Here is a 23,034-nt window from a genome sequence, read left to right on the forward strand (position 1 = left end):
TTGCTCTATAACAAATTTAAAATTAATAAAGTAAATGATAAAAAAGTACTTCGGAAGGTTAAAAAACAATGGGTAGTGGTGTCACTATCAATGTTTACTGTATTAGGTGCGGGCGTGTTGTCTGGACAATCCGTTTTAGCACATGCGAATACCAGTTCTTCTAACTATTCTTCATCTAATGAGGATAGCGATAGTAATAACACTAGTAGTGTCGCTAGTGATAGTAGCCAGCCAACGGTTGCTTCTTCCCAACAAAGCGGTGCCGCTAGCGTTACCAGTGCTGAAAATAATTCCAGTGAAAGCACGGTCAGCGCATCTTCAGATGCAACGATCATGAATTATAGTATCAGCAGTAACAGTTCAAGCACGGATACTAGTTCAGCCGATCAATCAAGTGGTAGTAGTAATTCTGCCAGCGTGATTAGCAGTGTTGCATCAGTTTCATTAGAGAGCAGTAGCAGTTCTTCAACGACTTCAAAGAGCTCTAATGCATCTTCATCAGCATCGAAAAGCAGTCAATCATCCAGTAACGTCAGCTCAAGCAGCGCAGAAGATGCTAATAGCAGTGCATCTTCTGCCAGCGTGAACCAACTCTCCGCCGTTACCGTCAGCGCTGATTCATTATCTGGAATCAACGAAAGCGACTTGTTAGCTAGAGCGGCCGTTGAGACGACTTCTGATGTTGATGTAACGACCAATAGTTTGACCGATCGAGCAGCCAGCACTTCTGATAGTGCCGACTACAGTAGCCTACCTGCCGAATCCGGCAGTGTTGCCTATGTTGGAACTTGGGCTGCGTTTGATGCTGCCATGAGAAACACCAGTGTTGCGGTGATTAAGGTCACCGATGACTTTGGGAATAAGGGGGCTGGTGGAACCAATATTAACCTTAGTAGTAAATCATCGATCACCATTGATGGGCAGGGGCACTCAATTGACTTTGGGGCCGCTGGTTATGGATTTAACGGTGGGGCTGCCAATGCCGTAGTAACAGTGAAGAACCTTACCATGTACGGGACCAACTACTATGGCCCGGTTAAGATTGGGACCGCAGGGACCAATAAAGCCGGAACGATCAACTACTCTAATATTACCTATACTGGATCACAATTGGTGAACGCCACCAACGCTAACGTGCAGATTTTTGGAACCGTAAACGTTAATTCGGTCGGGAAATACACCAGTGTGATCAATGGAAATGACTTCCAGACAGTTGTTACCCAGGGAAACAGAAATGACGGTTCTGTCAACCAACAAAATCTCCAAATTTCACAAATGTCCTTAATGAAGGGCAGTACCTACAATGGGTATGACTTCGGGGGGAACGTAATCGACCTTTCCGGTGGGTTAACGTTAAATGAAGGCTCAACCATGAACCTGGTGCCTAAAAATGGGAGTGGAACGCCTGAAGATAACGTTGATGGAGCCAACTCCGTCGGATTAATCGTTCGGAAGGGTGCCAACGTGACAATCAATAACGCCACGTTAAAGGTCGCTCCGCAAGCGAACGCTTCTGGAATCAACGTTAGCGGAGACATTACTGTTACCAATAACGGGGTCTTAGACATTGAACACGTTGATAACCCTAAGTCTGCCAACCCAAACGTAATTGCCGGGACGGTGCTCGTGAATAACGGGGGGACCTTCATCGCCCACGGGAGTTCTGCCGTTAATTCTAACTCTGGGTCATTAATTAGCATCTCTGGGAACTTGAACGTCTTGAACGATGGGAATGCCGAAATTTCCACCGATGGAGCGACTGGGTCTAAATTTACATTACTAAGTAATCAAGGAAACATTTTGATCAATAACCCCGGGAAAAGGGTGATCTTTAGTCTGAACGGGGTCAATAACCAATACACGACCGGTGCCGGGACCTTATTTGCTAAAATTCCGTTAACCGCTTATTCAGTTGTGACTCAAGTTGACAAGGCCATTGATAGTAATGCCCAATTTTACGTTAACGTGAACAACAATAGCGTTAAGGTCCTAGATGCCTCCGGTAAGGAAGTCACTAACAGTGTGTTAAGTCAGTTTAACAATGGGACCACGACCTACCTGAAATTCTCAGCCGTGCCAAGTGTATTCTTTAACGGGAATTCGAACCTAAGGACCACCGTTAACAACGCCGCTTCTGGCTACGATGTGGTTACAAAGTTAATTTTGGCTAATATTCCTGCTAATTTAAGTGAACTACCTAATTCTTCAAAGGAAATTTACGTTCGGGTAACCACGAATGGGAAGAATGAAGTCCGAGACGGTGGAATGATCACCAACCCATACCAACCCGCCACTAGTACCGTTCCTAATAATGGTAATTACTCCAATCAATATACAATTAAGCTGCCACTTTCCGCCTTTACTAAACAAGCGGATGGCCGCTACACCTACACGTTAGTTGAGCCATTGAACGCTGTTGGTGCTACTACACCGACTACGGTTACGGTGACAGCGCAATTTGGGGTGTCAAACCAAAGTAATACGATCAAGAATTCTGGGAACAATACCACGACAGAAACGACGATTAATAACCCAGGTAAAACGCCTGACGTTGCTGATACTGGTACTCAAACTGGAACGATCACTAATAATGCGCAAAAGGATACCTCCTCTTCGAATGCGAGTTCAGCAGCGACCTTAGCTAATACCGCTAGTAGCTATGCTGCCGAAGCTAGTAAAGCGGCCCACGGGTTCTCTTCAGCTTACAGTGGGGCCAACCAATTTAACGAACAAACAATTGCCAACTCGAATGCAATCAATGAACTGAACGATTCATTGAACGCAATGCTGGGGACTTTAGATCAAAATAGTAATGCGGTTAATCGTGATGACTACCTTTCTGCTTCTGCAGCGTTAAGTAGTGCCCAAAGTGCTTTGAATAGCTACAAGAGCAACGCGAGTTCCTACGCTGCTTCAGCATCCGCAGCTAATTCCGTTGCCAATCAACTTGCCGTAGATGCAAGTAGTCAAGCTAACGTTGCCAGTTCTGCGGCCTCAGTGGCACAAAGTCTGGCCAGTGCAATTGCTTCGGTTCGGGATGATAGTCAATACGCAAGCCTATCTAGTGCAGCAATTTCTGCGGCCTCTGCAGCCAGTGCTGCTAATTCGGCGGCCTCAACTGCTGCTGCTTCTGCAAGTACGCAACGTTCAATTGCCTCTGATGCAGCTTCTAATGCTAGTAAAGCGGCTAGTTCAGCAGCTTCCCTTTACAGTAATGCCAATAGTTTATTTAATTCGATCACCGCGGAAGACTACAATATTGCGGCGAGTGAAGCAGTTAATAATGCTTCGCTAGCTGCTTCTAATGCTTCTAATGCGCAAAGACAAGTCAACTCAATTGAAAATAGCGTTGGAACCGATTCAAGTGCAATTGCATCGGCTTCTTTAGGTGTGTCGAATGCCAATATTGAAGCTAGTTCGGCTGCTAGTGTGACTGCTAGCTTGGCTTCACTACATCCGCACGATGCGACGATCAGTAGTGCTAACAGCGTGGCTAGTCAGGCCGCAATTGACGCAAAAAGTGCTTCTGAACAGGCAACCGCCCTTAGTTCTGCTGCTACTTCAATTGCTAATTCTGCCGCCTCAATTAGCCAGGCAGCTTCCAATGCACTGTCGAGTGCTGCGGCTGCCAAGCAAAGTGCGATTGATGCCGCGAGCGTAGTGGCAAGCTATTCTGCTGCTGGTAATTCAGCTCAAGCATCGACAGCGCTTCAATCCGCACAAAATGCTGCGAGTGCAGCTAGCACGGCTGCTTCTGTTGCATCACAAGCCATTTCAAGTGCCTATGCTGCCTCCCAAGCTGCTAACGATGCGTCGAATAGTGCGGTTCAACAAAGTAGTGCCGCCGCCTCCGCCAGCCAAGTTGCATCGAACGCAGCTGCTGATGCGTTATCACAAGCAACAACGTTAATTAGTAGTAGTAATGCAATTGCTAGTTCAATGGCGTCAGCTGCTTCTTCAACCGCTAGTTACGCTGCCGTTGGTCAGTCGAATGCTGATGGGGCCAGTCAACATGCTAATTCTGCCGTTGACTACGCCAATAGTGCGTCAGCTGAAAATAGTCAAACCACTTCATACCAAAATCAAGTTAGCGCTGACAGTAGTCAAGTCTCATCGATGGTTAGTGCTTACCCTAGTGATGCGGTCATTAGTAGTGCTGCATCGGTTGTTAACAGTGCCCAATCATTGGCAAGTAGTGCTCAATCAGTTGCTTCTGCAGCTGCTAGCGTTGCCCAAAGTGCTGAAAACGATGCTAATAGTCAGGCTGCGATTGCTGCTAGCCAAGCTGTTGTTGCTTCTAATGAAGATTCAGCAACTAAGTCGGCAATTTCAGCTGCTAGTCAAGCCGTACAAAATGGTGATTATTCATTAGCTAGTTCTTACGCTGCAGTCGCTAGTCAAGCCGCTTCACGTGCTAGTGATGCTGCAAATGTCGCAAATCAAGCTAACGATAATGCTAATGCTGCTGCTAATGCCGCCCAAACTGCACAAGCCAATGCTTCCAATGCGCAACAAGCTGCGTCCCAAGCAGCGCTTGATGCTAGTAATGCGACCAGCCAGGCTGTAGAACGGATCAATGAGATCAACACGGGAGCGCTAGACTCGGCCAGTTCCCAAGCATCATCTGCTGCTCAAGCAGCTAGTTATGCAGCCTATGGTAGTAGTGCCGCTAATGGTGCAAGCCAGGAAGCTAGCTTAGCCCAAAGTGACGCTGCAAGTACCGCTGATGCGCAAAACAAGACCAGTTCATTTGCTAGCGACACCAGTAGTGCCGCTAATGGCGCCCAATCGGTCGCTAGTCAATACCCAAGTGATACAGTCATCAATAACGCTTACCAACAAGCAAGTAGCGCTTCTGCTAAGGCCTCCGCTGCCAGCACGGCTGCTAGCGATGCCTTAAGTGCTGCTCAAAGTGCCCGTGATGAAGCGACTAACCAATCATCGCTTGCTGCTTCTTATGCTTCTTATGCTGCTGCTCAAGAGAGTGCAACTAAGGCGGCATCTGATGCTGCACACGAAGCACTCAGCAATGGAAATCATTCCCTGGCTAGTTCCTATGCTTCCGTTGCCAGCACTGCTGCCGATAAGGCTAGTGCCGCTGCTTCAGGTGCTAAAACGGCCCAAGATGCAGCTAAGACTGCCGCTCAAACTGCAGATCAACAAAATTCCACTGCTCAACAGGCTGCTAAGGATGCTGAAGATGCAGCCAATGCAGCTAACGATGCATTGAACCAGATCGGTGAGCGTGTCAAAGAGCTGAACAACCAAGCTAGTGATATCGATACAGCATTATCGAATTACACCAGTCAAGCTGGTTCAGCCGTTAACCTAGCAAGTAGCGCTGCCACAGGTGTGAATACTAATACTAGTGCGACCCAATCAGCCTTGACAGTGGTTTCTGATTTTTCAAATGCAGCTAGTTCTTACGCTGCTCAAACTAATGATAAGAATACGCAAGCCCAATCTATCGCCTCCGTTTACCCAACTGACGATGTGATTCAAAGTGCCGCTAAGGTCAATGTTGAAGCCTTAAGTAGCGCCAATGATGCCGCTAAGAGTGCGGCTAGTGCAATTACAATTGCTAAATCCGCAGCTGACGAAGCGATTGCGCAATCTTCCGCTGCAGCCGAATACACTTCCAGTGCCAACGCTGCCGCTAGTGACGTTCAAAGTGCTGTCAATGCAGCTTCTTCAGCATTGAGTGCTAACGACACCGTAGCTGCTCAATCATACGCCTCACTTGCTAGTGCAGCCGTTATCCATGCCAGCATTGCAGCCACGAGTGCGCAAAGTGCCAGTGTGATTGCTGCAGCCGCCAGCGATACTGCTAAGCAACAATCACTCGCGGCCTCACAAGCGCAAACAGATGCCGCAAATGCCTTTAATACCGCTAGTTCTGCGCTTGATGTAATTAATTCACGGGCCAATAGTTCTGCAAATAGTAAGGCCAGCTCTGCCAATTCAGCTGCAAGTGTTGAAAATAGTGCTGCGAGTCATGCAGCTTTCGGTTCATCCAATGCTTCTGGGGCAAGCCAATTTTCTGATGCAATTAATTCATACGCTAGTCAAGTCAATCAAGATAACGTTGCAACCAATAGCAACGCCGTGGTTGCCAATGAAGCCAATCAACTAACTAGTAGCTTAGCGAACAATCATTCTGATAATGCCGATGTTGTTTCAGCGAATAGCAAGGCTAGTTCAGCTAATTCCGTTGCTATTTCTGCCGCTAGCGTTGCTTCGAATGCAACCCAGCAAGTTGAAACTGCTAAGAGTAACGCTGCGACTGCCTATTCCAATGCTTCGATCGCTGCTAGTCAAGCCAGTGAAGCTGCGCAACAGGCTTCACTAGCATCGTCGCAAACATCCAGTGCTGCCTTAGCTGGTGATCATTCTGCTGCAGACAGCTATGCGAACCAGGCTAGCGCTGCAGAAGTTGCGGCCAGCAATGCTGCTAATTCAGCTAACGCTGCTTATAGTGCCGCTGAAGCTGCTGATCAACAAGCAAGTACGGCCTTTAGTACGGCAGCTTCTGCTAGTTCGACTGCCGCCCAAGCTGCTAAGGATGCTAATGATGCCGCTAGTTCAGCTGTGACTGCTGCCAATAATAGTGCTAACACAGTCGCTAGTAAGGCTAGCAGTGTGGCTTCCGTTGCCAATAGCGTTGCCAGTCTAGCTGCCTCTGGATCATCCGATGCTTCTGGAGCAAGCCAACATGCTGATTCAGCTTCTGATTTAGCTACTAACACCAGCAGTGTCTATCCAGATGTGTTTAGCGCTCATAGCTCCACTGCTAGTTTTGCAGCCGATGTTAGTTCAATGGCAGCTAATAATCCAAATAACGAAGTGATCAAGAGTGCTTCTGGCACCATCAGTTTTGCCAATAGCTTTGCTGCACAAGCTGATTCTGACGCTTCCCAAGCGGTGCAAGATGCTAATAGTGCTAAACAAGCTGCTGATGGCTACTCACAGGTGGCCTCTGTTGCTGCTTACGTTGCTGCTAGTGCCGCTAGCTACACTGCTAGTGCCTCATCAGCAGTTGCCAGTGCTGTTTCTAATGGCAATATTGACCTAGCTTCTTCAATTGCGAATGCCTCATCGTTGGTAGCAAGTAGTGCTAGTTCTGCAGCCATTAAGGCTAGCGAAGCTAATTCGAATGCGGCCGCTCAAGAGTCGCTTGCTAGCGCTGCTTTAAGTAAAGCCAATAGTGCAAGTAACATCGCTAGTGAGGCGCGTGATGCTGCTCAGAGTGCTTTTGATGTCGCTCGCAACAACGCAGGGAGTGGAGCTAGTTACGCCAGTTCCGCAGCTGGTGCTAATTCACAAGCCACCCAAAACAGTCAAAATGCAACGACTGCGATTAGTAATGCCCAAAATGATTTAACACAAATTACAGATGCTTCATCACAAGCAAGCGCTGCTTCCACCGCCTCCATACCAAATGGTAGTGCTGTTAACAGTGCAACCAGCGTGGTGAACAGCTTAAACAGCCTGAATAGCAATAACGCATCAGTTGCGAGTGCTTCTGCAGCCATTAGTAATGCCGCAATTGACACTGCAAGTGCCTCTGCCAAGGCGTTAGAAGCATCCAGTGCTGCTAACCAAGCTAGCCAAGATGCCATTGCTGCTAGTCAAGCTGCTGATGAAGCGAATACTGCCCTTAGCCAAGCTACCAGCAACGCTGCATCTTATGCTGCCGCCGCTTCACAAGCTGCTGATCGAGGCGATCAATCTGGTGCATCGATTGCCGCATCGAATGCCGAAGCTGCTTCTAATGCCGCTAGTTCAGCAGCAGGACAAGTGCAATCCGCTGTCGATAAGATCAATTCTGCTGCCCAAACTGCCACTAGTGCAGCACAAGAGGCCCAGAATCAAAACGTGATTATGAGTTCTGCTGCGCAAGCTGCATCGAATGCTGCCAGTGCGGCATCACAAGCAATTACGGATGGCTTGAACAGTGATAGTAATAAGGCTTCCTCCGCTACCGATGCAGCCTCGAACGCTGCCAGTGCCGCTAGTCAGGCAACTAACGGTTCTGAATCAATCCCAGGTGCGAGTCAAAATGCTAGCTCTGCTAACCAATTGAACAGTCAAGCTAGTGCTGCCAACAGTGCAACCAGCGCCTTTGCATCCGAAGCCTCCACCGCAGCTGAAAATGCGGGGAACTTTGCTTCTAATAATCCTGGCAATTCAGAGATTGCCTCTGCCGCTAGCGTTGCTAGTTCGGCGAACCAAGATGCCCAGGCGGCTTCAACGGCTGCCAGTCAGGCTTCTGGGAATGCTTCAAATGCTTACTCGACTGCCAGTTCTGCTGCTGATGTTGCTAAATCAGCAGATGCAATCGCTAGTTCCGCTGCTTCCGTTGCGGTTAGTGAACACGCTGCAACGTCTCAAGCAGTTGCTAATGGCGATAGTAATGCTGCTTCCGCCCATGCTGCCGCTGCCGAATCAGCTGCGAATGTTGCTAGTTCTGCCGTCCAAGCAGCAATCGATGCTAGCAATACCGCTAGTTCTGCGGCTCAAGTAGCATCTAGTGCTACCAGTCAGGCTAGTTCAGCTCAAGTAGTTGCTTCAAACGCCATTTCAGCGGCTCATTCTGCTGAACAAACCGCCAGTGAATTGAATAGCTTTGTTTCCAGTGCTAACAATGATGTTCAATCTGGAAATAGTGCCGCTAGCGTTGCATCAAGTGCGGCTTCATCCAATGCAGCGCAAACGAATTCAATTGCTAACTCATTGATTAGCAGTGCCGTTGATTCCGCAAACCAATATTCACAAACCGCTAGTGCTGCTAATTCAACAGCCACCGGATCGACAAGCGTTGCATCCAGTGCTAATAGTGACGTTCAATCACACTTTAGCAGCTACTCCAATAACCCAGCATTAAGCAACGCTGCCCAAACTGCCAGCGAGGCTTATTCAACTGCAAGCAGCGCCAGTGTGATCGCTCAATCAGCTAGTCAACAGGCTTCAATCGCCAAATCGATCGTTGATTCAGCCACGAATGCCGCTAGCTACCAAAATTCGATCGCAAATTCTGCCAATAGTGCTGCTGCTGCCGCAAGTCAAGCAGCTTCGCAAGCATACGCTAATTCGCAATTTGCTGATGGAAATAGTTATGCCCAAGCTGCGGCGAATGCAGCGAAGGATGCTGATAGCGCTAATTCGAAGGTATCAGAAGCTAAAAATACTGCAGATGAAGCCCTAGCGAATGGCAGTAATGCTGCCTCAGTAGCGAGTGGGGCTGCTGCAACGATCAGTGCGGCTACCTATGCGGCGCTTAGTGCCAGCTCAGTTGCCCAATCGATTGCGAACGCGCTTGCCGATGGCGCAAGCAACGTCACCAGCGATGCGAACCGCGCCTCGAGTGCTGCCGCATCCGCGAAGGTCGATGCTAACAACGCTAATAGTGATAGCACCTCCGCTTCCTCCGCAAATAACACCGCCAGTGTTGCCGCTAGCAATGCTAACGAAGCTGCTCAACAAGCGCGGGAGGCATCGAGTGCCGCTAGTGAAGCCAACTCAATTGCCAGCGCGGCTGCATCCAAGTACTCAGATGCTTCTGGGATGAGCTCCGCCTCTGCGAAGGCTTCCAGTGCATCCGAACAGGCTTCAATCGCTGCTTCAATTGCTAATTCAGCTAATCAAGAGACCCAAAAGGCATCCACGCTTGCAAGTAGTGCTGCCCAAGCTGCCCAGAACTTTAGCACCGATGCAACTAGCTATGCTAACGATGCATCTAGTGCCGCTGCTGCAGCAATCAGTGCCGCTAACAACGGTGACAGTGCGGCTGCGAGTGCTTATAGTAATGCTGCTAAGGCGGCTGCTGATTCTGCAGAAGTTGCTTCAAATGGGGCTTCCAGTGCCTACCAAGCAGCTTCTCAAGCCACCCAGAGTGCCTTTGATGCTGAATCAGCTGCTAACTCTGCATATCAAACGGCAGTTGATAACGCCACGATTGCGAGTGCGGCTGCCGATGATGCTCAATCAATCGCAGCATTTGCAGACGCCTCACTTAGTGCTAAGCGGGCAAGTAACGCTGTTAATTCAGTTGATAAGGCCAGTTCAGCAATCAACGTTAATGTTAACGATGCTGCTAACAATTCCACTAACGCTAGTTCAGCTAGTTCTGCTACCGATTCAATTAACACGGCCGTTAGTTCAAATGCGACGGCTGCTAACACGCAGGCAGGTCAATATTCCAATAACCCAATTATCAATTCTGCCGCCACGGTAATCAGTAATGCCGTTGCTCAAACTAGTTGGGCGAATAATGATGCTAGCATCGCTAGCTCTGCTGCCGCGGCCGCTAAGTCAACTGTTGATTCCGCCGCTAGCGTTGCGAGTCAGGCATTGATCGATGCACAAAGTTACTACGCTGCTGCTAGTGCAGCCGCTTCGAACAGTGATCCGGACGCCGCCGCAACGGCTGCAAACTCCGCTGCTGCCGCTGAAAAGCTAGCTAGCCAAGCTGCAATCGATGCAAGTAACGCTGATGTTGCAGCGTCGAGTGCTGCTACGCGAGCCAACAGTGACCTTGCCGTTGCTCAATCGGCTGCTGAATTGATCAATGCAGCTAGTTCTGCAATCAACTCCGCTGCGATTGCTGCTGATGGATTGGTAAATGGTGTTAATAGTGATGCTGATCGGGCCAGTTCCGCTGCGAACGCCGTTTCAGATAATAACACTGCGGTGCAAACGGCATCTAATACCGCCCAAAGTTCAGCCGACCAAGTAGCTGCTAACAGCCAAGCGGCCTCTAGTGCCGTTACCAACATCGATAGTGCGGCAAGTGCAATTCAAGCTGCTTCATCAATGGCTGCTAACGCTGGTTCCAGCGATCATGCTGGAATCTCCAGTGCTGCTTCCGCAATTACGAGTGCTCAAAGTGCCGCTAGTTCGGCCTCTGCCGCCATCGCTAGTGCCAATAGTGGGGTCGAATCCGCCACTGCGCAAATGAGTACCGCTAATGCTAACGCTAGCCAAGCACAATCAGCAGCCGCTGAATACGCTTCATTGGCTTCGAGTGCCGCTTCTGCAGCGCTTTCCGCTAACGCCAGTGGGGATCTCTCCGCTGCTCAAACTGCTAGTTCAGTTGCCAAGCAAAATGCTGATAGTGCCGCCAGTGCCTTTAATTCAGCCTCCGCTGCGCAAATCCTAGCTAGCAGCGCAAGTGCGGTGATCAACGATTTAACGCAAAGTGCCAATGCCCAGTCTGCAGTTGCTGATGCTGCCAGTACCGCTGCGAACAAAGCAATCAACGATGCTAACTCGATTGCCGCCTCTGCTGATGCTGAAGCAAGTGTCAAACGGGCTTCAGATGCTGTTTCACAAGCATTCGATCAGTCCATCCAAGCCAGCAACGATGTCGATGCTGCGACGATTGCATCCCAGAAGGCCAGTGCTGCTTATGATAGTGCTACTTCTGACAATGCCGTTGCATCTAATGCTGCTAATCAAGCCACAAGCAATGCTAGTCAATATCCAAACCACAGTGCTATTAGTAGTAATGCTTCTATTGCTGACTCCGCTGCTAGTGTAGCAAGTAGTGCCCAACAAAGTGCCGCTGCCGCTAGTTCAGCTGCATCTGTTGCTAAGGATAGTGCATCGTATCAAGCATCGATTGCGGCTTCGAATGCTTCACAAGCCAATGGATACCTTAGTCAAGCCAGTGAAGCTGCCAGCAAGGGGGATCTTTCTGGTGCTGCTAGTGCTGCCAATCAAGCTTCCGCTGCTCAACTGAGTGCCGAACAAGCTGCGAACCTGGCAAGTGAAGCCACTAATGCTGCTAATACTGCTGCCGAACAGGCGAACTCGGCTTCGACGGTTGCCAGTCAAGCTGCTGAGCAAGCTCAAAATGCCAATCAAGCAATCAACTCGGCAGTAGATGTAATCAACAATCTAAATAACAGTGCGAATGCCGATGCACAACGGGCATCAGTTGCTGCTGATGGGGCAACCGATACCGCTAATAATGCGGCAAATAACAATCTATCAACCGCAAGCGATAGCGACAAGGCGAGTCAAGCCGTCGTTGTCGCTAGCAACGGGTCCTTAATTGCCAGCCAAGCCGTCTCAAATATGCAAAGCGTGGTAAGTGATGCAGCTAAATATGACATCCCAGCGATGAGTTCATATGCATCGATCGTAAATAGTAATGCTGAAGTGGCTAGTCAAGCTAACAGCACGGTTTCAGCTGCCAACAGTAATGCGACCTCAGCATTGAACGTAGCCGAATCCGCTACCGATGCGGCAGAATTTGCCCAAGACGACGCTAATTCGTACGCGGCGGTGGCTTCATCGAATGCGGATGCCGCGACTTCAGCTGCATTAGCTGGTGATAACTCCAATGCCACTGCATTTAGTATTGCTGCAAGTCAAGCTGCCGATTCCGCCGCTAGTGCTTCGAACGCTGTGCAAACGGCATCGAGTGTAGCAGCGAATGCGAGCCAAGCTGCATCTAGTTATGCGGCCCAAGCAGCTTCTGCAGCGGATCAATTAAGCCAGGCTGCTCAAGCGATGAGCAACGCGACTCAATCCGCCCAGTCAGCAGCCGGGTCCGCCAATGCTAACGAAAGCAAGGATCGGGCAAGTAACGCTGCCAATGCCGCTCACAGCAACGCTACCGTGACTGATAGCTACCGTAGTCAAGCCGATAGTTCGACTTCACTGACTAACGATACGGCTAGTGATATGCAACCAGTGATTGATAGTGTAGTCCAGACCAATGGCTCAGTGGCCGACCTACTTTCTAATTACCCAAGCAATGCAACGATTTCCAGTGCTGCCCAGGCTGCTAGTGAGGCTACTGCCCAGGCGAGCGCAGCAAAGGATGATAAAAACGCAGCGACGATTGCAGCAAGTAACGCCAATAGTAAGGCTGCTGAAGCGACTTCATTGGCGGTTTCAAATGCTGAAATTGCCGATTCGCTAGCGCAACAAGCTAGTTCTGCCGCCTTGAACAACGATCCTAGTGCCGCCGCTAATTTTGCCGATCAAGCCAGCCAATACGCTAACGAAGCAAATCGTTCAATCGCAGCCGCTAGCCAAGCCGCAAGCGATGCTGATGCCGCCGCAAGTAAGGCAATCGCAGCTTCTAATGCTGCCGATGCAGCGTCCGCATTGGCGCAAAGTGCCTATAACACCGCCAGTGCTGCCGCTGATTCCGCTAACCAGACGTCTGATGGGGTCAATAATGATGTCAATACTGCATCGACGGCCAATTCACAAGCTGTCGCCCAAGCAGATCAAGCGGGACAATCATTTACCGCAACCAGCAACGCTGTTAATTCTGCCGCCTTGAATGCTAGTGACGCCGCTATTTCTGCTGAAGCAGCCTCCCAAGCTGCTGAAGTGGCGAGTGCAGTTGCCAACAGTTACAGCGATGCTGGCATTAGCAATGCTAATTCAACTGCTGCCAGTGCTGCGAGTGCTGCTTCTGAGGCCGCAAGTCAGGCTGATGCTGCTGCGAGCCTCGCTAATAGTGCCAACCAGGTTGCCAGCGCTGCTAATAACACCGCTAGCACCGCGGCTCAAGATGCAGCGAAATACTACAATGATGCATCTAGTGCTGCTAGTCAGGCCATTAGCGCCGCTCAAGCAGGTGATCAATCGACTGCTGATCAATTCAGCAATACCGCTAAGCAAAATACCGAAGCTGCCAATTCAGCTGCGAGTGCCGCTAGCACCGCGTTGAGCACGGTCAACTCTGCGAGTGTCGTTGCTAGTCAACAGGCTGATCAAGTCATTCAAGCTAGTACCGCTGCCAGTCAGGCCAATTCAACCGCTCAATCTGCCGCCCAAGCTGCACAATCATTAGCTGGTTCGATCGATGCCAGTCAAAATGGTGATCGGGCTTCTTCAGCTGCGAGTCAAGCGAATGCGACCGTAGTCGACGCTGATCGGTATGCATCCGCGGCCCAAAATGATTCGAAGGCCACTGATGAAACGAATGCGAAGACGAGTGGCTTTTCACAAGCCGCTTCAACTGCTGCTGCCGAAGCCGCCGCTCAAGCTGCCAGTCACTCGCAAAATACGGTCATTAGTTCCGCTGCTTCAGTTGCTAATTCGGCGAGTCAAGCCATTGATCAATTGATCAGTAGTGCTAATGCTCAATCCGCAATTGCCAACTCAGCCAGTGCATCGGCATCTAATGCTGCTCAACAGGCCAGTTCCGCTGCTTCAGTTGCGAATGATTTTGCAGCACAGGCCAGTTCTGCTGCTAAGCAAGCCGACAAATCCGCTGCGGCATCATTAGCCGATCAAGCAAGTAGCGCCAACCAAGTCGCTAGCCAACAAGCTAACCAGGCCAAATCTGCTGCTGATAGTGCCGCAAACGCTTCCAATGCTGCGGTCGAATTAGCCAACCAGGCCAGTCAACAGGCTGCAATCGCCAGTGTCGCTAATTCAACTGCCGCCAGTGCTGCTGAATCAGCCAGTGCCACGATTAGTCAAGCTAACGCCAATAACGAATTGGCTGCCAGTGCTGCGAGTCAAGCCAGCGCTGCTAATAACGGGGCCAACTCAGCTGCGAATGCGACGAGTGCGGCTTCATTAAGTGCGAGCCAAGCCGACTCTGCTGCATCCCAAAGTGCCAGTGTTGCTCATGATGCCTACAACCAAGCTGTTGCTGCGTCCGAAGCGGTCGCTAAACATGGTGAGGTTTCTGGAATGAGTGCGGCCCTTCAAGCTGCTAGTGCCGATGACCAAGCCGCAGCGAGTGCCGCAAATTCTGCTAACGCTGCCCACCAAGCTGCTGAATCCGAAGCGAACCTCGCAGCGAGTGCGAACGCTACGGCCAGTGCTGCCAACAGCAATGCTAGTTCCTACGCCGTTGCTGCTTCCGAAGCGGCTGCTGCTGCCGTTGATGCTGCTAATCAAGGGGATAGTGAAAATGCGAACCTGTACAGCTTAGCCGCCAGCGCAGCTGCTAACAGTGCCGTTGAAGCGGCCCAAGCAGCTAGTCAAGCGAGTCAAGATGCTGTGAACCACAGTAATGCTGCTAACGACCATGCTAGTGCGGCCAGTGGATTCAACAGTGCCGCCAGTGTTGCCAAGAGTAATGCGTTAAGTGCGGCTGAACAGGCTCAAGACCTGGCTGCCTCTGCCGATGCTGATCAAAGTGCCAAACGAGCATCGAATGCCGCCCAGGAAGCTAGTCAAGCTAGCCAAGCGGTTGTTGATAACAGTGGGGCGGTGGCTGCCGATGGTCAAGCAGTTTCCAATAATGCGCAAACCACTTCGTTGAATAGCAACAGTACCTCGCTTATCGCTAGTCAAGCCGATACGCTTCGTTCTAACAATCCAAATAATAGTTCCGTAGTCAGTGCCGCCAGTGCTGCCGATTCAGCTAGTGCATTGGCTAGTTCTGCTGCACAGACGATCAGTTCTGCTAACGATCGGATCAGTGCAGCCAACGATACCGTGAACCAACAATCCAGTATCGCTAATTCTGCATTCAGTGCTGCGAACTCGTTGGCTAGTCAAGCTCAATCCGCAGCAAATAATCACGATTCAGCCACCGCCGCTGAATTGGCCAGTGCTGCCGTTGCCCAAGCCAACCTAGCGAACCAAGCATCCAGCGCTGCCAGTGCTGCTCTTGAGACTGCTGATCAAGCTGCAAAGGACGCCAGTGCTGCTAATTCCGCTGCCCAATCTGCCGCTAGTGAAGCAACTAACCAGCTCAATGCTGCCACAAGTGCTGCTAATACTGCTGGTGATACGAATAAAAACGTGGCTAATGATGTTGCAAGAGCTTCGAATGCCGTCGTTGATGCGAGCGCCGCTGCTTCTGGTGCCAACCGCGATTACAGCGGAACGGCCACCGAAAGTGATCATGCTAGTTCATCGGCTTCATTAGCAAGTAGTGCTTCTGTAGCGGTTAGTTCTGCCAACCAAATTGCCAGCCAAGCAGTCGATGCGGTAAGTAGCATTGCTGCGCAAAATTCAAACGTTCCATCAATGAACTCGGCCATCAGTGCTGCCAGCGAAGCATATGCTAAGACCAGTGCTGCTAATTCCGCTGTGAGTGAAGCTAATGCTAGTGCCCAAGCTGAATTGGCCAAGGCCAAGCAAGCCGCCAGCGATGCCGATGCTGCACGTGATAGCGCAATTGATGCCGCTGCTGCTAATGCATCGAACGCTTCATTGGCAAATAGTTATGCGGCGCTTGGGGATGTTGAAAATGCTGCTAAGTATAGCCAGGCTGCCAATGCTTTCGCTAGTGCCGCTGAAACCCAAACTTCGATTGCTAAGGACCACAGTGAAGCTGCCGCTAATGCTAGCTCAGCTGCTGCTATTTATGCCATAACTGCTAAAGATGCCTCCAGTGCCGCTGCTGATGCTGCTAACGATGCATCGAATGCGGTCAAGGCTGCTCAATCATTAGTTGATGACTTTAACGCTGGTTCCAGCGCGCAACGGGCATCTGAAGCCGCTGAAAATGCTAAGCAGGCTGCTAGTTCAGCTGCGACTGATAGTCAAGCAATCACCACGGCAAATGATAATGCGAGTGTTGCATCCAGTGCTGCTAATAGTACTGCCATGGATGCTCTAATGGCTTCTAGCAAGGCGTCCGACCTTGTGGTTGCCAACCCGCAAAACCAATCTGTCGCAGTCGCTTCGAGTGCTGCTTCCGTTGCTGCTAGTCAGGCCGTTGCCGCTAGTTCTGCTGCTAATTCTGCATATTCATTGGCTCAATCAGCAAGTACTACCGCTGATCAACAAATCTCAATCGCCAACCAAGCTAGTTCCGCTGCTAAGAGCTTTGCTGACTTGGCTCAATCGGCTGCCAATAATCACGATCCAAAGACGGCTGCAGAAATGACCAGTTCAGCAATTGCTCAAGAACAAGTCGCTTCGACTGCTTCTGATGCGGTTAAGGCTGCATTGTCAGATGCACAAAAGGCTGCTCAATCCGCTGTTGATGCATCGAATGCCGCCAGTGTTGCTACTGATGCCGCCAATAAGGCCACAACCGATGCTATTAATGCTGCTCAACAGGCGAGTGCTACTAATTCTGGTGTCGCCAGTGATATTGAAAAAGCAACCAATGCCGCTGAAGATGCTGAAGCTGATGCCGCTGGTGCCAACCGTGATTACAGTGGGACTAGCAGCGAAAGTAGTCACGCTAGTTCATCCGCATCACTGGCAAATAGTGTGGCAAATGATGCTGCGAGTGCAAATCAAGCTGCCAGTGCTGCTGCAAATGGTGCAGAGCAATTAATGAGTAGCGCTTCCAACGTTTCAGGAGTAAGCAGTGCCGTTAGCACTGCCGTTCAGGCTGCCAACTATGCCAGTGTTGCTAGTTCGACTGCTAGTGTTGCGAACGCTAGTGCTCAATCCGAATTGGCGAAGGCGAGTGTTGCTGCTTCTGCCGCCAATGTTGCTCGTGATGGTGCATTGAGTGCTGTTGCTGTTAACTCAAGCAATGCTTCATTAGCCAATAGTTATGCTGCGCTTGGGGATGTGGAAAATGCGACGAAGTACAGTCAGGCTGCTAGTCAAGCTGCCGTTGACGTTGCTAACTTTGCATCCGCTGCCAAAGAAAATAGTATATCGGCATCATCCGCCAGTGAAGCTGCTTCAAGTTATGCACAAGATGCTCTGAGTGCATCAATCAGCGCCGCTAACGCTGCTCAATATGCTGCCAGTGCATCTAGTACGGCTCAATCGCTGGTAAATGACTTTAACGCTGGATCAAGTGCGCAACGGGCGAACGAAGCAGCTCAGAATGCATCGATCGCCGCTAGTGGGGCCAACGCCGATAACCAAGCGGTGGTAAGTACAGCTAGTGGGGTCGATACTGCATCCAGTGCGGCTTCAGTTAACGCGATCCAAGCTGCCAGTGTTGCCGATGAGGCCAACCAATTATTTGCTGCACATTCTCAGAACAGTTCGCTTGCCAGTGCTGCTTCGGCTGCTAATTCAGCTGCTAGTCAAGCAGTAGCTGCCAGTCAAGCTGCCACCGACGCACAAAGCACGTTCCAAAGTGCTAGTTCCGTTGCTGATCAACAGAATCAAGCGGCCCAAGCTGCTAAGGAACAAGCAAGTAGCTATGCTTCATTGGCTCAATCCGCTGCCTTAGATCATGATCCTGCGACTGCTGATTACTTGAATAGCCTTGCGATTATCCAAGAACAGGCTGCCCAATCAGCTTCTGTTGCTGTCCAATCTGCGCGTGCAGCTGCTGAAGCGGCCGCACAAAACGTCAGCCAAGCTGGTCAAGCTGCCAGTGCTGCAAATAGTGCGACTGCTCAGGCGACTCAAGCAGCCCAATCGGCTGTTGACCAGGTCAATGCTACGAGTGCGGGAGTTGCTAACGATATCGCACGGATAAGCAGTGCCGCTATTGATGCCAGCTCTGCTGCTGCTGGTGCCAACCGTAATTACAATGGTGCCGAAATTCAAAGCCAAAATGCTAGTTCATCGGCCTTGATTGCAAGTAGTGCGGCTTCATTCACTGCCAGTGTTGCTGAAACCACTAGTTCTGCCGTTAGTGCAATCAACTCGATTGCCGCTCACCATGCGGGGCTTTCTGGAATGAACTCTGCAATCATGAATGCTGGTTCTGCTGACGCAACTGCGAGTGCTGCAAACCAGACTGCCAGTGCTGCTAACTCCGCTGCCCAAGCTGAATTAGCCAAGGCGAGTCAAGCTGCCAGTGCTGCTAACGTGGCGCGCGATGCCGTGGCCAGCTATGCACAAGTTAACGCTGCCAATGCATTCTTAGCCAATAGCTTTGCGAATGAGGGGAACGTTGATAGTGCTAACTTCTACAGTCAAGCCGCCAGCGTTGCTGCTGATTCAGCTGCCGCTCAGGCTACTAGTGCGAACGACCAAAGTGCGATTGCTTTCTCCGCTAGCATGGCTGCTGAAAGTTATGCTAATCAAGCCACATCTGCTGTAACTCAAGCAAATATCGCCTTTTCGATGGCTAGTTCTGCAGTTGACGATGCCAACCTATTAGCAAATGGCTTTAACGCCAGTGCGAGTGCGCAACGGGCTTCCGAAGCCGCTGAAAATGCTAAGCAAGCTGCTGCATCAGCTGCGACCGATAGTCAAGCGATTACTAATGTCTCATCAGCTGTCGATATGGCTTATACTGCTGCTGATATTGCTAAGCAAAGCGCCAGTGCTGCTGCTGCATCAGCTGCCAATCTGCAAGCTAATAATCCAGAGAATAAAAACATCATTAGTGCTGCCTCCGCAGCGCACCAAGCTGCCAGTCAAGCCAGCGCTGCCGCCCAAGCCGCTAGCATTGCTGCTGCTAACGCGAGTGCCGCTAGTCAAGTTGCTGATCAACAAACGCAGGTTGCTAACGACGCACGCGATGCCGCTAGTTCATATGCCGCCGTTGCCGCATCCGCTGCTAAGAATTTCGATCCAGAAACGGCCAGCGTAGCCACTAGCAACGCCATTGTCCAAGAAACGGCTGCATCATCTGCTTCCGATGCGGTTAAATCTGCACGGGCAAATGCTGAACAAGCACTGCAAAGCGTGAATGCTGCTTCCGACGCAGCGAATGCTGCGAAAACCGCTGCAAATAATGCATTGCAGGCTGCCCAAGATGCCGCCGCTGATGCTTTCAATAACAACGCAACGATTGACAAGAACGTTGCCAGAGCCAGTGCGGCTGTAGATGATGCCGCTAGCGCTGCTTCTGGTGCTAACCGCGATTACAGTGGGACTGCGACCGAAAGTAATTACGCTAGCTCATCTGCTGAATTAGCAAGTAGTGCTGTCGGTGTTACGAACAGCGCTGCTGCTACCACTAGTTCTGCGCTTAGTGCAGTTAACTCGCTGGCCACTGCGCACCCATCCGTTTCAGGAATGAGTAGTGCGGTCAGTGCGGCCACGGTTGCTAACAGCGTCGCTAGTTCCGCCAATGACGTGGCGAATGGTGCTAACTCCGCTGTTCAATCAGCCATAGCCGATGCCAGTCAAGCCGCTAGTGCTGCCAATGTGGCGCGGGATGCAGCAAGTAGTTTTGCACAGGTCAATGCCGATAACGCTGCGCTTGCCAAAAGCTATGCTGCGGTTGGTAATATTGATAAAGTGAGTGCCTATAGCTTAGCTGCGAGTCAGGCCGCTGATTCTGCTGCTGCTCAAGCAACGATTGCTAAGCAACAAAGCACGAATGCTTCATCCGCTAGTGTTGCCGCTGAAAGTTATGCTAAGATTGCCACCGATGCTGCTTCTGTAGCTAGTGCTGCGGTTGTTCAGGCGACCTCCGCAGCTGGGGATGCCCAACTATTAGCGGATGGCTTTAACGCTAGCACCAGTGCACAACGGGCGAGCGAAGCTGCTGAAAATGCTAAGCAGGCCGCTAGCTCTGCTGCAACTGATAGTCAAGCAATTACCGATGCATCTTCTGCAGTGAATACGGCTTCCAATGCTGTTGATGCTGCTAAGCAAAGTGCGATTGCCACGGCCTCATCAGTAGCGCAAATCCTAGCTGATAATCAACAAAACCAAAACGTGGTTAGCGCTGCTGCTGAAGCTAACCAAGCGGTCAGTCAAGCCACGGCCGCTAGCGAAGCTGCTCACCAAGCCGCTGCAACTGCTAGTGCGGCCAGCCAGGTTGCCGATCAACAAACTAAGGCGGCTAACGATGCGCGCGATGCTGCTAGTTCATACGCAGCCATTGCTTCATCAGCTGCTAATAACAACGATCCAGAAACGGCATCTGCAATGACCAGTCTTGCGGTTGAACAAGAAACAGCCGCTAGTTCTGCTTCCGATGCAGTGAAGGCTGCGCGGGCGAATGCGGAACAGGCTTTACAAAGCGCCAATGCTGCTGCTAATAATGCTGCTGCCGCCAATTCCGCCGCCAATAATGCATTACAAGCTGCCAGTGAAGCTGTTGCAGCCGCTGGTGACACTAGTGCTGCCATTGCTAAGGATGTCGCAAAAGCCAGTGCTGCTCAAAACGACGCTGCGATTGCTGCATCAGGTGCTAACCGTGATTACAGTGGGACTGCGACCGAAAGCAACCATGCCAGTTCGTCGGTCTCATTAGCAACCAGCGCTGCTTTGATAACTGATAGTGCAGCAACGGTTACCAGTGCCGTTAACAGTGCGGTGAGCTCAATTGCGAGTGCTAATCCTGGAATTTCAGGGATGGATACGGCAATAAGTAACGCCAGTGTTGCGAACTCCGTTGCCCAATCTGCGAATAACGCTGCTAAATCTGCCACTGCTGCAGCTCAGAATGAATTAGATAATGCTAGTCAAGCTGCTAGTGCAGCCAATGTTGCTCGCGACTTGGCAAGCAGCTTTGCAAAGGTCAATGCTGACAACGCCGAACTTGCTAATAGTTATGCAACGCAGGGCAACACCAGCAGTGCAGCTGCTTACAGTCAAGCTGCTAGTCAAGCCGCTGATTCAGCTGCGGCCCAAGCAACGATTGCTAATTCCAACAGTCAGTTAGCATCATCTGCAAGTGTTGCTGCTGAAGGGTATGCGAACCTTGCCAGTGCGGCTGCAATTGCTGCTTCAGATGCAATTGGTAGCGCTAACGCAGCTCGTAGCGATGCACAATTACTTGCTGACGGTTTCAATGCTGGTTCCAGTGCCCAACGTGCTGCCACAGCCGCTGAAAATGCTGCTAAGGCTGCTAGTGCGGCTCAAGATGACCAACAGGCCATTAATAGTGATTCCGTTGCGATCGACACAGCATCGAACGTTGCTTTGGATAATGCACAAAGCGTTGCCGCTGCCTCAGCTGAGGTTGATAAGGTCCTTTCTGCTAATCCAACGAACCAAGCGGTAATTAGTGCCGCTAGTGCTGCTAGTTCCGCAACTGTTCAGGCGAATGCTGCAACGCAATCAGCTAGTGCTGCGACCGTGATTGCTTCATCTGCTAACGTGGTTGCTGATCAACAAACCAAGGTGGCTAACGATGCACGTGATGCTGCCAGTTCGTACGCAGCTATTGCTTCATCGGCTGCTAATAACAACGATCCAGAAACCGCAAGCGTTGCTACCAGTAATGCAGTGGCAATGGAATCCGCCGCTAATTCAGCTGCCGTGGCTGCCAGTGCTGCTCGAGTTGATGTAGAACAAGCACTGCAAAGTGCAGCTGCCGCTTCACTCGCTGCCATCAGTGCATCCGAAGCTGCTAATACGGCGCTAGATGCTGCCAACTCTGCCGCCGGACATGCTGGGACGCTCACCAGCAGTGTGGCTAGCGATACTGCTCGGGCAAGCGCCGCCGCTGCAGATGCCAGTTCTGCTGCTTCTGCTGCCAACCGTGACTACAGTGGGACGGCAACCGAACCTAATAATGCCAGTTCATCAGTTTCATTAGCAACGAGTGCTGCGAATACGGCTGCGAGTGCAAATACCATTGCGAACTCAGCTAATGATGCTGTGAACTCAATTGCTGCTAAGCATCCTGGGATTGCCGGAATGGATCAGGCAATTCAAAACGTTGCAAACGCATTATCAGTCGCAAGCTCCGCAAATGCGACAGCTAATGCTGCCCAATCAACTGCCCAATCTGAATTAGCCAATGCGAGCCAAGCTGCGAGTGCTGCTGATTCAGCTCGCGATGCGTCAAGTAGTTTTGCACAGGTGAATGCTGAGAATGCATCCCTTGCGATCAGCTACGCTGCTACTGGGAACTCTGATAGTGCAACTGTTCACAGTCAAGCCGCTAGTTTAGCTGCTAACAGTGCTGCCGAACAGGCTGCAATTGCTAAGGCGAACAGTCAAGCTGCATCTATTGCTAGTTCGACTGCTGAAAGTGCCGCCCAAGCTGCAGTGATAGCTGCTTCAAATGCCAGTGCTGCAGCTAATAGCGCTAATTCAGCGGTTAGTGATGCAAAGCTCCTCGCAGATGGCTTCAATGCTAACACTAGTGCACAACGGGCTTCTCAAGCAGCTACCAATGCTGAACAGGCTGCGAGTGCTGCTGGCAATGATAGTCAAGCTATCACGACTGCCTCATCGGCGGTTAGCAATGCTGCGAATGCAGTTAACGCTGATCAACAAAGTGCGATCGCCGCTGCTTCCTCAGCTGCCGCATTGCTTGTT

At 50.8% G+C, this 23,034-nt stretch carries 1 protein-coding gene (only partly in view); it reads left to right on the forward strand.

Features of this window, described 5'->3' with window-relative positions; all coding sequences use genetic code 11:
• A protein-coding gene (locus ACSYTJ_RS01130) for a DUF5776 domain-containing protein (protein ID WP_491719948.1) crosses the window boundary here: on the forward strand, window positions 1-23,034 show its 5' portion. The gene runs 5,274 nt beyond the window's last position; the window shows 23,034 of its 28,308 coding nt (coding positions 1-23,034); the start codon lies at window positions 1-3; its stop codon lies beyond the right edge, outside the window.

This window comes from Nicoliella sp. ESL1113 (assembly GCF_058509245.1).